The sequence below is a fragment of the Caulobacter sp. GW821-FHT12A07 genome, from assembly GCF_058807655.1.
Genome location: NZ_JBXAQX010000002.1, coordinates 411,394 through 424,672, shown reverse-complemented (window position 1 = coordinate 424,672; position 13,279 = coordinate 411,394). Strand labels below are relative to the sequence as shown.

Genomic DNA, 13,279 nt, shown 5'->3' with positions numbered 1-13,279 from the left:
GCCCCGCGCCCTCTCCACACCCTCAGCGGTTCACCGCGTGAGCGTAAAGCCGCGCGTCCAGGAACCTCCCCCTCTGGGGGAGGTGGCCAAAGGCCGGTGGGGGGACGTTTTCAGCTTTCGAGGCATCGGCCATTCCCGCACCAGCTCCCCCCTCCGATCGCTGCGCGATCGCCTCCCCCAGAGGGGGAGGTTACTCGCGAACGACCCCACCTTCTCCCGCAAGGGGAGAAGGGCCTTCACCCTAGTGCTTGAACGACACCGAAACCCCCACGAACCGGGGCTCGCCGGCGATGAAGGTGGGGATGCCGAAGGCGTCGCCGGTGTTGCCGGCGTCCTTGATGTAGTCCTGGTCCAGCGCGTTGGTGACGAAGGCGCCGAAGGTCACCGGGCTGTCCTTGGGCTGGTAGGTCAGGCGCAGGTTCAAGAGGCCGAAAGCCTTCTGGACCTCGTCCTGCACGGTGTCCTTGATCACGCCCGTCGTGCTCTGCAGGGCGGCGATGTCGTTGTTGTTGTCGAAGAACTGTTCGGACTGCCAGGTCCAGGTCGGCAGGAAGGTGAACTTGCCGATCCCGGTGTCGCGCGAGGCCTTCACGCCCAGCGAGAACGAGTGGTCGGGCGACAGACGGAAGTGGTTGCCCTCGAACCGGCCGTTGCCGAACCGGGCGTGGCTGTAGCCATAGGTGGCGAACACCAGCAGGTCGGGCGTGGCCTGGAAGTTGGCCTGGCCCTCGAAGCCGTAGGCCTTGGCCTCGCCGGCGTTGATGGTGATGGCCGTGCCGGTGCTGGTCACGCCGCTGGTCTGGAAGTTCTCGTAGTCGTAGCGGTAGATCGCGCCGTCCACGGTCAGGCGACGATCCAGCAGGGCGGCCTTGGCCCCGACCTCGTAGGAGGTGACCTCTTCGGCCGACACTTCGCTGAGGCTGGCGCCGGTCAGCACCTTGGGACGGCGGCCGGTCGAGACCGAGCCATAGACGTTGACGTCGTCGGCCAGCTCGTAGCGGGCCACCAGGCGCCAGGTGACGCCGCTGTCGGTGAAGTCCTTGTAGTAGGTCGCCACCGGCTGGACGATCAGGCCGCGGGTGACGGTGGCGGTGCTGCCGCCGATGATCGACGGGCTGCTGATCCAGGCGCCGTAGCCGCTGGTCTTGTCGTCGTAGGTGTAGCGCAGGCCGGCGGTCAGCTCGAGGCGGTCGGTGGCCTTGAAGGTGACGTCGGCGAAGGCGTCGTACGAGTTGGTCTCGCCGTAGTTGGTGTATTCCTCGGTGCGGCCCGACGACAGCGCCGACAGGGCCGGGATGGCGTTGATCACGGTCGTCGACAGGCCGTCGGGGATCGCCAGCTGGCCGGTCAGGAAGAGGTAGGCGATCTTCTCGTTGATCCGCAGCGGCACGCGCTGGCTGCCGTCTTCCCAGAACATGCTGACGCCGCCGAAGGCGGTGATCCTGCCGCCAGCGTCGTAGTTGAGGCGGAATTCCTGGCTGGCCGACTTGCCCTGCGCGTCCTCGGCGAACACGAACAGCGGCAGCGAGAAGCCGTCCGGATCGAACACTTCCTCGCCGCTGAAGTAGCGGTAGGCCGAGGTCGAGTTGAGGGTCAGGGTGTCGTTCAGCTTGTAGCTGGCCAGGGCCGTCAGGCTCCACAGGCGGCGGTCCAGGCCCAGGGGCTGGCCGTTCTCGAAGCCGTCGACGGTCGACAGGGCCGCGCCGGAGTTACGGCCCAGGTCGCCGATCACCTTGCCGGTGGTCGGGTCGGTCGGGGCGTAGGTCAGCGACTTGAAAGAGGTGCCCGACGGATTGTCCTGCTGGTAGTTGTAGAGCACGTCCAGCTTGAAGCGGTCATTGGGCGTGTAGTTGATCGCCAGGCGCGCGGCCACGGTGTCGGTCGAGTTGAAATCCTCGCCGCCCAGCAGGTTCTCGACATAGCCGTCGCGCTTCTTGACGCGGGTCGACAGACGCACGGCCAGGGCGTCGGTGATCGGGGCGTTCACCATGCCCTCGGCCATGAAGTACCCGTAGTCGCCGCCCTCGACCTTGAGGCTGGCGTCGAAGTCCGGCTTGGCCTTGGCCTGGATGATGTTGACCGCGCCGATCAGGGCGCCGCGGCCGTAGAGGGTCGACTGCGGGCCCTTGGCGATCTCGACCCGCTCCAGGTCGAAGAGCTCGACGTAGCTGCCGCGCGACTTCGAGATCGACACGCCGTCCTGGTAGACCGAGACGCGCGGCTCGTTGGTGGCCTCGCCGCTGTCGGAGGTGATGCCGCGCATCACGAAGCCGGGGTTGTTGGGCGACTGGTTCTGCACGTCGAAGCCGGGCACGAACTGGCCCAGTTCCTCGAACTCCTGCAGGCCCAACTCGTCGAGCTTCTCGCCGGAATAGGCCGTCAGGGCCATCGGCACGTCGAGGACCTTCTGCTCGCGCTTCTGGACGGTGACGATCAGCTCGTCGACCTGGGTCGGCGCGGCGGCGGTCTCGGCTTCCGGAAGCGGGGCGGCCAGGACAGGGCTGGCGATCGCCAGGGCCAGCAGGCTCGCGCCAGAAAGCGAGCCTGCGAGCGTAGTGGTGCGGATGGCGCGCATGGACTATTCCCCTCAAAACAACTGTACGAGGCCCCGCCCGTAGGGAGCGGCGGTGTCGCTTACGCGACGGGGTTGTGAAGGAGCCGTGAAACAGCGTGGCTGAAGCTGAGGACGACGTCGAAGACCTGCTGGATGCGCCCGCTGGAGGCGAACGGCGCCTGACGGCTGAACTGTCGGGCGACCTGGTCGGCCAGCGGCTGGACAAGGCTCTGGCGGCCCTCTTCGACGCGCTGTCCCGCGCCCGGCTGCAGGCCCTGATGGCCGAGGGCCGGGTCTTCCGCCTCGACGCCGGCGGCGAGCCCCGCCCCGTGACCAACGGTTCGGCCAAGGCCCAGGCCGGCGACTATCTCGTCGTCGAGCCGCCGCCGGCCCCGGCGATCCCGCAGCCCGAGACCATTCCGCTCAGCGTGCTCTACGAGGACGCCCACCTGATCGTCGTCGACAAGCCGGCCGGCATGGCCGTGCACCCGGCGCCGGGCAGCGAGACCGGCACCCTGGTCAACGCCCTGCTGGCCCACTGCGGCGACAGCCTGTCGGGCGTCGGCGGCGTGGCCCGGCCCGGCATCGTCCACCGGCTCGACAAGGAGACCTCCGGCGTCATGGTCGCGGCCAAGAGCGACGCGGCCCATCGCGGCCTCTCTGCCCTGTTCGCGACCCACGACATCGACCGCATGTACGTGGCCCTGGTGCGCGGCGCGCCGCAGCCTTCGTCCGGCACGATCGAAACGCGGCTGGGCCGCTCGCCGCACGACCGCAAGAAGATGGCGGTGCTGAAGAGCGGCGGTCGCGAGGCGACCACCCACTATCGGGTCGAGCGCACCTTCGGCGGCGATGGGGCCAAGCCCCTGGCCGCCCGGGTGTCCTGCCGGCTGGAGACCGGCCGAACCCACCAGATCCGCGTGCACATGGCCAGCAAGGGCTCGCCGTGCCTGGGCGATCCCGTCTACGGCGCCGGCGCCCCGGCGACCCCGGTCAAGGCGGTGCTGACCGAAACCGCCTTCGCCCGCCAGGCCCTGCACGCGGCCCTGCTCGGCTTCGTCCACCCGGTGACGGGCGAAACCCTGCGCTTCGAAACGCCCCTGCCGCCCGACATGGCCGCGGTCGAGGCGGGGCTGGAGGCGCTGTAGCCGATGGCCAGAGGCCGCACCTACCTGCGCTTTCGCCGCTTCGTGGATCGGGAACTGGCCAGGCCGAAGACCGCGGCCCCGTTGCCGGTCTGCCTGCTGGTGCTCGCCATGGCCTTCCTGAAACCGCACCTGGCTCCACCCGCGGCCCTCGCCGGCTGGATCATCGTCGCGGCGGCTTCCCTGGCCTGGGTCGCCTTCATCGCCTGGCGCGGCTGGCGTCTCTTCCGGGCCGGCGCCCTGCGCGGCGACCGCGCGTTCGACCAGCGCGGCAAATTCAAGCTCCCACCCGAGTATTGGACCTCGGAAAGCGTCAGCCGGGCGCGCCGCCGAAAGCGTTGAACCGCCTTGCGTCCGAGCAATATTCGCGCCCTAATTCGGCTTGACCGCCCGCTTATCGGTAAAGGGCTGGAGATTTGTCCCATGTCCCTCGCCGCCCGCCTCGTTCCCGCACTCGCCCTGCTCGCCGCGCCCGTGATGGCTTTCGCCGCCGGCGCCGATGACGAGGTGGTGGCCACCGCCAAGACGACGACGAGCCCAGCCCAGGCCGAAGCCGCCCCGGCGCCGGCCGCCCCTGTCGCGACTCGTCCGCTCACCACCCAGGAGCAGATCGACGCCTGGCTGAAGGCCTCGCCGGTCAAGACGGTCGACGACAGCAGTGGCCCGCTGAACCTGACGGGCGCCGACGAGGACGGCCCGACCAAGCGCAAGATCCACGGCAGCGTCGAGGTCGGCGTCGGCACCGGCGGCTATCGCCACATGGGCGTCACCGCCTACTATCCGGTCGGTGAGACCGGCACCCTGGGCGTCGCCGTCAGCCAGACCGAATACGGCAAGAACGGCCGCGGCGGCTATGGCTACGACGGCTACGGTTATGGGGGCTACGGCTATGGCGGCCTCGGCTACGGCCCCTACGGCTATGGCCGCGGCGGCAAGAGCCAGTCGATCGCCCTGTCGCTGGACATGACAGGTCGCGGCTCGGCCGCCGAACGCTGTGCGAGCGGTCTCCGCGCCGACGACGGCCGCTACATCGAACCGCTGTGGGCCACGCAGATGCGCGGCGCCCAGCGCCCCTGCGACATCGACGACCGTCCGTAAAATTCGGGTTCGGACGAGTCCCGTTCCGGCGTTCGCCGAAGCTTAACGGCTTGCCGTCATGGTGCCCAGCAATCGGGGACCTTCAGGCGTAAGCATGCAGCCGGACATCACTGCGTATCACCATGCCGCCACGGGGCGGGTGACCTATCTCGTGGCCGATCCGGCCACTCTGCTGTGCGCCATCGTCGATCCGGTGCTCGATTTCGACCCGGCCACCGGCGAGACCTCGACCGCCTTCGTCGACGGCATCATCGCCGACATTCGCGAAAAGGACCTGGGTCCGACCTGGATCCTCGAGACCGGCGTCCACACCGGACACCTGTCGGCCGCCGGCCACCTGAAGTACGAGACCGGCGCCTCGGTCGCCATCGGCGCCCACGTGCTGGAAAGCCTGCAGCGCCTGGTTCCGGCGCTCGGCGCCGAGGGCGTCGACCTGGAAGGCTGGGACTTCGACAAGCTGGCCCGCGAGGACGACGAGCCGCTGATCATGGGCGGGATCGAGTTCCACCCCATCGCCCTCTCCGGCCGCCTGCCCGGCGCCGCGGCCTACAAGGCCGGCGACGTGGTCTTCGTCGGCGACGCTCTTCTGCCCACCGGCCTGCCCGACAGCGACGCCCCCGGCGCCGATGCGGCCGGCCTGTTCGCCGACGCCCGCAAGCTGCTCTCGCTGCCCGACGACACCCGCCTGCTGTCGAGCCAGGGCGAAACCACCGTGGCCGCCCAGAAGGCCGACAATCCCGACGCCGGCGACGCGGTCTCGCAAGCCGAGTTCGTCGCCCGCCGCGCCGGCGACAAGCCCGCGCCTTCGGCCCTGACGATCGCGGCCCTCGACGTCGCCGTCCGTTCGGGCAAGCTGCCCTATCCCGACGAGGCCGGCGTCCGCTTTCCGTCGCGGAATATCAGTTCGCTTTAAAAACGGACTTGCCTTCATCGCCCTCGGCGCGCCTAATACTTCGCACGTGAAGCATTAGGAGGCCTCGCCATGGCCGACGACCAGAGCGCCAACCTCACCGCCGTCCAGGCCGGCAGCCTGCCCGACCACCTGGGCCTGCAATGGCTGGAGGCCAAGCCAGGCCTCGTGCGCGGCCGCTTCGACGTCGCCCGCCATCACATGGCCCCCAACGGCTTCCTGCACGCCGCCGCCGTCATCGCCCTGGCCGACAGCGCCGCCGGCTACGGCTGCGTCGTCTCCCTGCCCGAGGGCGCGACCGGCTTCACCACCATCGAACTGAAGTCGAACTTCCTCGGCACCGCCCGCGACGGCGGCGTGGCCTGCGAGGCCAAACTGATCCACGGCGGCCGCAACACCCAGGTCTGGGACGCCGTCGTCACGGCCGAAGGCACGGGAAAGACCATCGCCCTTTTCCGCTGCACCCAGATGGTTCTCTACCCGAAAGCCTGAGCCGCCACGGTCCGGACGCGGATCAAGCCGCCGCCCGACGCAGGAAATTGCGCCCTGAGACAGAAAAGCGCACCGGAGCCTCTTGCGCTCTTTCGGCGGCGCGGATAGGTATCCCGCCCTCACTCAAGGCCGGCCCAAAGCTGGTCACGAAGACCCCCTGGAGAGGTGGCAGAGTGGTCGAATGTACCGCACTCGAAATGCGGCGTGCCTGGAAGGGCACCGTGGGTTCGAATCCCACCCTCTCCGCCATTACCCCCTGAAAATCGACCCTGCGAAAGCGCCCACGGCGCTAGCCTGATCGCGTGCTCTCGCGTTCGACCAGCCGGGCCGGCACGACCCGCGCCACGCAGGTCGCCCCCGCCTCCAAGCCCAGCAACTCCATCGCCATCGCCACCAGGGCCTCGATGTCCTGGTCGAACGAGGTGAGGCGGTAGGGGGACCAGCCGGCCATGTCGAGATTGTCGTAGCCGACCGCCAGCACGTCGTCCGGAACCCCCAGACCAAACGCGTCGCGCAGGGTGTCGATCACGCCGAAGGCCGCCAGGTCGTTGGCGCAGAACAGGGCGTCGGGCCGATCCGCCCCCGCGAACAAGGTCCGCGCCGCCTCCGCCCCGCTGGCGTAGTCGTAACCGCCGCCCGCCCGCACGGCCGGCGGCAGGCCAAGGCTCGATAGGCCATGGGCGAAACCGGCTTCGCGGGCGACCTGGGCCGGGCTGTCGGCAGGGCCCGCGACGAAGCCGAACCTGCGCCCGCCCCGCTCATGCAGCAACCGCGCCGCGGCCTCGCCGGCGGCGAAGTTGTCGGACGACACCGAGCGGATCCAGTCGCCCGCCAGGTCCGAATTCAGGGTGACGATCGGAATGCGCAGCTTCGACAGCTGGTCGGCGGCCTCCTGCGAGGTCAGGGCCAGGGCCGAGACCACGGCGTCCACCCGATAGCCAGCCAGCTGATCGACGACGCCGTCGAGGATGCGGTCGCTGTCGACCCGCACCAGCAGCATCTGCCGCCCCGCCGCTGTCAGGGCCTTGGAGAAGGCCTCCAGGGTCATGGCGAAATAGGGATTGTAGAACCCGCCCACGACCACGGCGACGATGCCCGAGCGGTTGGTCTGCAGGATCTTGGGCAGGAGATTGGGCCGATAGCCCAGAGCCTCGGCGGCGGCCATGACCTTGGCGCGCGTGGCCTCGGCGATCTTGGCGCCCGGCGTGAAGGCGCGCGACACCGCCGACTGCGACACCCCCGCCGCCTTGGCCACGTCGATCGACGACGGCGGCCGCCAGTTTCCGCTCATGCGGCGATCCCTCGCACCCTTTTCCCCACGCGAGCCTGTTTAGAGGGTTGCGCGCCGGCTGGCGAGTGAATAGCTATGCACACACTCATCCAACCGCAGCGCGGCCTTAACCGCGCGCCGTGTCCGTCGAGCCAGCGCTCGGGCGGACGACAGGCGCGTGCATGAAAGGCTTGGCTGCTATCCGCCCAGCAAGGTCCGCCATGAGCGCCGATCCGTCCCACCGCCGCGCCCCCTCCGCGGCCCTCGTGCAACTGGCCTTGGCGCTGGGCGGCTTCGCCATCGGCACCACCGAGTTCGCCTCGATGAGCCTGCTGCCCGACTTCGCCCGCACCCTGGGCGTCGACGAACCGACCGCCGGCCACGCCATCAGCGCCTATGCCCTGGGCGTGGTGGTCGGGGCGCCGATCATCGCCGTGCTGGCCGCCAGGATCGCCCGCCGGACCCTGCTGGTCGGGCTGATGGTGCTGTTCGCGGTCGGCAACGGCCTGTCGGCCCTGTCGCCCAACTTCGAGACCATGGTCCTCTTCCGCTTCCTCAGTGGCCTGCCGCACGGCGCCTATTTCGGCGTCGCGGCCCTGGTCGCCGCCTCGCTGGCCGCGCCCGACAAACGCGCCTCGGCCGTGGCGCGGGTGATGATCGGCCTGACCGTGGCCACCATCGTCGGCGTGCCGCTCGCCAACGCCGTCGGCCAGTGGATCGGCTGGCGCTGGGGCTTCGTCATCGTCGCCGTGCTTGCGGCCCTGACCGCCATCTCGGTGTTCCTGCTGGCCCCGCGCGACGCCGCGCCGAAGAACGCCAGCCAGCTGCGCGAGCTGTCGGCCCTGGCCAGCCGCCGTGTCTGGCTGACGCTGGGCATCGGGGCCATCGGCTTTGGCGGCATGTTCGCGGTCTACACCTATCTGGCCTCGACCCTGATCGAGGTCACCCACGCCTCGCCAGCCGCCCTGCCGCTGGTGCTGATGGTGTTCGGCCTGGGCATGACCGCCGGCACCCTGGTCTGCGCCTGGGCCGCCGACCGCGCTCTGATGCCCGCCGTCGGCGTCATCCTGCTGTGGAGCGCCGCCTCCCTGGCCCTTTACCCGCTGGCCGTCGGCAGCCTGTGGACCCTGGTCCCGGTGGTGTTCCTGATCGGCTGCGGCGGCGGGCTCGGCGCGGCCCTGCAGACCCGCCTGATGGACGTGGCGGGCGAGGCCCAGACCCTGGCCGCCGCCCTCAACCACTCGGCCTTCAACACCGCCAACGCCCTGGGACCCTGGCTGGCCGGTCTGGCCGTGGCCTCGGGTTTCGGCTGGCGCTCGACCGGCTGGGTCGGCTGCGCCCTGGCCCTGGGCGGCTTCGTGGTCTGGGCGATCGCCGTCTGGGACGACCGCCGCCAGACCGAGGCGACGGCGGCGGCCTGATAGACCACCCCCTCCCCCGTAAACCCCCCGCGAAAGCGGGGGCCCAGGCTTTTTCTGAAACCCACGGCGCTCGACGATAAAACGCCTGGGTCCCCGCTTTCGCAGGGATCTTACGGAAGGGGTGTAGAGCCCTAGGCGGCCACCGCCTCTTGCAGCGCGGTCGCCACGGCCTCGGCGTTGGGTCCGAGCACCAGGTGCGCCACCGACCCGTCAAGCCGCACGAGCGCGCGGACGCCGGCGGCCTTGAGCGCCGCCTCGTCCAGCTTGGACGGATCGGCCAACTCCAACCGCAACCGACTGGAGCAAGCGCTGACGGCGGCGATGTTGGCCGCGCCGCCAAGGCCGGGCAGCAGGGCCTGGGCCGTGGCCGGGTCAGCGGCCTTGGCCGAAGCCACGGCCACCACGGCGGGAGCCTGTACGCCCGCCCCCGCCGCCTGGCGGATCTCGCCGGCGACGGTGTCGGCGATGGGGCCCAGCACCACCTGCAGGGCCTTGTCGGAGGGACGGACGATCCCGCGCGCGCCCAGGGCCTTGAGACGCGGCTCGTCGATAGCCTTTTGGTCGGCGACGATCAGGCGCAGGCGGGTGGTGCAGGCGTCGACGCTGACGAGGTTGGCCGAGCCGCCCAGGGCCAGGACGAAGTCGGCGCCGCGGCCGCCGGCGCTGGGGGCCGGGGCGGCGCTGAGGAGCGCGGCTTCCTCCTCCGGCTCACGGCCGGGGGTCTTGAGGTCAAAGCGGACGATGAAGAACCGGAAGAGGCCGTAATAGACGGCGAAATAGACCGCCCCGATCGGCAGCAGGAACAGCGGGTGCGTGGCCTTGCCGAAGTTGAGGACGTAGTCGAAGAGCCCCGCCGAGAAGGTGAAGCCGAGCTTCACGTCCAAGAGGTTCATCAGCGCCATCGACACCCCGGTCAGGATGGCGTGCACGGCATAGAGCGCCGGGGCCAGGAACATGAACGAGAACTCGATCGGCTCGGTCACCCCGGTCAGGAACGAGGTCAGGGCCAGGGAGACCAGCATGCCGGCCACGGCCTTGCGGCGCTCGGGACGGGCGGTGTGCAGCATGGCCAGGCACGCGGCCGGCAGGCCAAACATCATCACCGGGAAGAAGCCGCTCATGAAGCCGCCGGCGCTGGGATCGTCGGCGAAGAAGCGACGCAGGTCGCCCGTGGCGCCATGGAAGTCGCCGATCACGAACCAGGCGATGTTGTTGAGGATGTGGTGCAGGCCGGTGACGATCAGGATGCGGTTGAGGAAGCCGTAGACCAGAAGCCCCCACTGCCCCGAGCCGACGATGGCCCGGCTGGCGGCGTCGACCCCGCCGTTGATGGCGTCGTAGCCCAGGCCCACCAGCCCGGCCATGACCAGGCCCGCAAGGCCGGCCACGATCGGCACGAAGCGCCGGCCGCTGAAGAAGGCCAGGTACTCCGGCAGCTTGAGGCCGGAGAAGCGGTTGTAGAACAGGCCGCCGATCACCCCGGAGAGAATGCCGATCGGCACGGAGAGCTTGGACAGCGCCTTGGCCTTGTAGGCCGCCCCGGCCAGGGCGGCGTGGGCTTCGGCGAGGCCGGCGGTCGTCTCGGCCGGCACATGCAGCAGGGCCTTGCCTCCTTCGGTGGCGATCAGGAAGCAGACGACGCCGGCCAGCCCGGCCGCGCCGTTGTTCTCGCGGGCCAGACCGACGGCGACGCCGATGGCGAACAGCAGGCCGAGATTGGCGAAGATCGCATCGCCGGCGGCGGCGATGAAGGGGATGTTGAGGAGGTCGGGCTGGCCCAGGCGTAGCAAGAGGCCCGCCACCGGCAGCACCGCGATCGGCAGCATCAGGGCCCGGCCGAGCGGCTGGAGGATTTCGAGCGGCGATTTCATCGGCGTCAGGCTCCGAAGCGCTTGGTCAGGTCACGGACCGCCTCGGGCGAGGTCAGGTCCAGGGCTTGGGCGGCAAGGTCGCGGCAGGCGGCCAGGTCGAGAGTGCGCACCAGGGCCTTCACCTCCGGCACGATGGCGGCGGTGGCGGAGAGTTCCGTGACGCCCAAACCGAGGAGGACGGGCACCGCAGCGAGGTCCGAGGCCAGCCCGCCGCAGACGCCGACCCAGCGGCCGTGCTGGCTCGCGCCCCGGCAAGTCTGGTCGATCATCCGCAGCACGGCCGGATGCAGGGCGTCGATGCGCGCGGCCAGCTCCGGATTGCCCCGATCCATGGCCAGGACGTACTGGGTCAGGTCGTTGGTGCCGATGGAGAGGAAGTCGGCCTCGGCGGCGATCAGGTCGGCGGTGACGGCGGCGGCCGGGGTCTCGATCATCACGCCCAGCTCGATCTTCTGATCGATCCCCAGCTCCTTCTTGGCCTCCTCCAGCACGGCGCGGACGGCGCGCAGTTCGGAGAGGCTGCCGACCATCGGGACCATGATCTTGCATTGGCCCAGCGGCGTAACCCGCAGGATGGCCCGCAGCTGGGTCTTCAAGAGATGCGGCCGCCACAGGCTCACCCGCACGCCGCGCAGGCCGAGCGCCGGGTTCTCCTCGGCCGGGATCGGCAGATAGGGCGCGGCCTTGTCGCCGCCGACGTCCAGGGTGCGCACGATCAGCGGCTTGCCTTCGAGCGCGGTAGCCACGGCCTGGTACTGGGCCGCCTGCTCGTCCTCGCTGGGCGGGGTCTCGCGGTCGAGGAACAGGAACTCGGTGCGCAGCAGGCCGCAGCCTTCGGCGCCGTTCGCCGTCGCGGCCTTGGCGTCCTTCTCCGAGCCGACATTGGCGAACACTTCGATCCGCGTGCCGCAGGCCGTGGTGCTGTCAGTGTGAGCGGCGGCCTTGGCGGCGGCGCGGCGCTCGTGGCGGGCGGCGATGGCGCTTTGCGCCTGGGCCAGAGCGTCGGCCCCGGGGGCCACCCGCAGCCTTCCGCCTTCGGCGTCGAGGATCAGGGCCGTCCCGTCGGCGATCTCCAGCGCGCCGCTGCCGACGGCGACCAGGGCCGGCAGGCCCATGGCCGCGGCCAGGATCGCCACGTGCGAGGTGGGGCCGCCACGAGCGGTGGCGAAGCCGGCCACGCGGCTGGGATCCACGCCCATCAGCTGCGAGGGCAGAAGCTCGTCGGCCAGCAGGATGGCCCCGGCCGGCAGGGCGCGGGCGGTCTCCTCCTCCAGGCCCAGCAGCGTCCGCAGCACCTGGCGCTCGAGATCGATCAGGTCATCGACCCGCTCGGCCAGCCGTCGGTCGCCCAGACCTTTGAGCGCCTCGACATAGCCGCCGACGGCGCGCCGCCAGCCAAAGCCGGCGCTCTTGCCCTCGCCGATCAGTTTCCGCGCCGCGGCGGTGAGTTCGGGGTCTTCCAGGAAGGCCAGGTGCGCGGCGAGAATCGCCTTGCGGGCGGCCTCGCCGGTCTCGGCGGCCAGGGCGATGCGGGCGCGGACGGTGTCCAGGGCCGTATCCAGGGCGGACAGCTCGGCGGCGACGCCGGCTCCGGCTTCGGCCACCGCGATCGCCTCGACCGCCAGCCGCACGGCCTGGCCGATCGCCAGACCCGGCGCGGCCATCACGCCGCGCAGCACGCCGGGCTCTGTGGGCTCGACCGGCGTCAGGGCAACGGGCGGCTCTTCGATCTTCGGCGCGACCTCGCCGGCCTTCTCGCCCATGCCGCTCTCGATCAGGGCGGCGATCGCCTCGACGGCGGCCTGCGCGTCCGCGCCCGAGGCGACGATCGAGACGTGGTCGCCCAGCTTGACGGCCAGGGCCATCACCCCGACCGGGCTGCGAGCGCCGGCCCGGCGGCCACCGGCCACGATCGCGACCTCGGCGGCGAAACCCCGCGCCGTCTCGGCGATCCGCGCCGCCGGACGGGCGTGGATCCCGTGCGCCAGCGGCACGACGATCGCGCGGCTGATCTCGGTTTCGGCGACTGTTTCGACCACCGCCGCGCCCGCCACCGGGACCAGCTCCATCAGGAAGCCACCGGCCTGCGTCTCGGCGTCCTGCGTCCGCCGGACGATCGAGAACGCCTCGGGATTGGTAATGACCACCGGCGTGATCAGGCTCTTGGCCTTGCGGGCGAGCAGGTCGAGATCAAAGCCGATCAGCGCCTGACCAGCCGTCACCGCCTGCCCCTCGGCGACCTGGACCTCGAAGCCCTCGCCACCCAGCGCCACCGTCTCCAGCCCCACGTGCATCAGGATTTCCGCGCCGTTGCCAGCCCGGATCGTCACCGCATGGCCCGACCGGTGCACGCTGAGAACCACGCCGTCGCAAGGCGAAACCAGCACCGACCCCACCGGATCGATCGCCACCCCGTCCCCCAGCATCCGCTCCGCGAACACCGCGTCCGGAACCTCCTCCAACGGTCCCGCCCAGCCCGCCAAAGGCGATTGAAGCACCAGACCCGACATCGATGACT

Annotated in this window: 10 protein-coding genes and 1 tRNA gene; 7 read left to right on the top strand and 4 right to left on the bottom strand. The window is 70.4% G+C overall.

Translation table 11 applies throughout. The features are described from left to right. Window positions 1-241: 241 nt before the first annotated feature. Window positions 242-2,575, bottom strand: coding sequence for a TonB-dependent receptor (locus AC1RRS_RS05695; RefSeq protein ID WP_492854285.1), 2,334 nt, complete (start codon window positions 2,573-2,575; stop codon window positions 242-244). A gap of 95 nt (window positions 2,576-2,670) precedes the next feature. On the opposite strand from AC1RRS_RS05695, the gene AC1RRS_RS05690 reads away from it, so the two are divergent. The 6 genes from AC1RRS_RS05690 to AC1RRS_RS05665 all read left to right on the top strand — a co-directional run bounded on the left by AC1RRS_RS05690 (window position 2,671) and on the right by AC1RRS_RS05665 (window position 6,448). Next, complete coding sequence (locus AC1RRS_RS05690) at window positions 2,671-3,702, top strand: RluA family pseudouridine synthase (RefSeq protein ID WP_492854284.1); 1,032 nt, start codon at window positions 2,671-2,673, stop codon at window positions 3,700-3,702. Window positions 3,703-3,705: 3 nt separating this feature from the next. Beyond that, the gene (locus AC1RRS_RS05685) at window positions 3,706-4,041 is read left to right on the top strand and encodes a hypothetical protein (RefSeq protein WP_492854283.1); all 336 of its coding nucleotides are present in this window, start codon (window positions 3,706-3,708) and stop codon (window positions 4,039-4,041) included. A gap of 81 nt (window positions 4,042-4,122) precedes the next feature. Next, complete coding sequence (locus AC1RRS_RS05680; protein WP_492854282.1) at window positions 4,123-4,797, top strand: hypothetical protein; 675 nt, start codon at window positions 4,123-4,125, stop codon at window positions 4,795-4,797. A gap of 94 nt (window positions 4,798-4,891) precedes the next feature. Further along, window positions 4,892-5,710, top strand: coding sequence for an MBL fold metallo-hydrolase (locus tag AC1RRS_RS05675; protein ID WP_492854281.1), 819 nt, complete (start codon window positions 4,892-4,894; stop codon window positions 5,708-5,710). A gap of 69 nt (window positions 5,711-5,779) precedes the next feature. After that, the gene (locus AC1RRS_RS05670; protein WP_110118675.1) at window positions 5,780-6,199 is read left to right on the top strand and encodes a PaaI family thioesterase; all 420 of its coding nucleotides are present in this window, start codon (window positions 5,780-5,782) and stop codon (window positions 6,197-6,199) included. 159 nt (window positions 6,200-6,358) lie between these two features. After that, window positions 6,359-6,448 (top strand) — tRNA-Ser (locus AC1RRS_RS05665). Between the two features lie 40 nt (window positions 6,449-6,488). On the opposite strand, the gene AC1RRS_RS05660 is transcribed toward AC1RRS_RS05665, so the two are convergent. After that, entirely contained in the window at window positions 6,489-7,490 is a 1,002-nt protein-coding gene (locus AC1RRS_RS05660) for a LacI family DNA-binding transcriptional regulator (protein ID WP_492854280.1), read from the bottom strand. A 200-nt stretch (window positions 7,491-7,690) separates the two neighbouring features. Between AC1RRS_RS05660 and AC1RRS_RS05655 the strand changes: the two genes are divergently transcribed. Next, window positions 7,691-8,890, top strand: coding sequence for an MFS transporter (locus tag AC1RRS_RS05655; RefSeq protein WP_492854279.1), 1,200 nt, complete (start codon window positions 7,691-7,693; stop codon window positions 8,888-8,890). A 131-nt stretch (window positions 8,891-9,021) separates the two neighbouring features. Here the strand turns inward: AC1RRS_RS05655 and nagE are convergent, their stop codons facing one another. Beyond that, on the bottom strand, window positions 9,022-10,761 hold the full coding sequence (gene nagE, locus AC1RRS_RS05650; RefSeq protein ID WP_492854278.1) for an N-acetylglucosamine-specific PTS transporter subunit IIBC: 1,740 nt from the start codon (window positions 10,759-10,761) through the stop codon (window positions 9,022-9,024). A 5-nt stretch (window positions 10,762-10,766) separates the two neighbouring features. Then, window positions 10,767-13,271, bottom strand: coding sequence for a phosphoenolpyruvate--protein phosphotransferase (ptsP, locus tag AC1RRS_RS05645; protein ID WP_492854277.1), 2,505 nt, complete (start codon window positions 13,269-13,271; stop codon window positions 10,767-10,769). Between the last annotated feature and the right edge of the window lie 8 nt (window positions 13,272-13,279).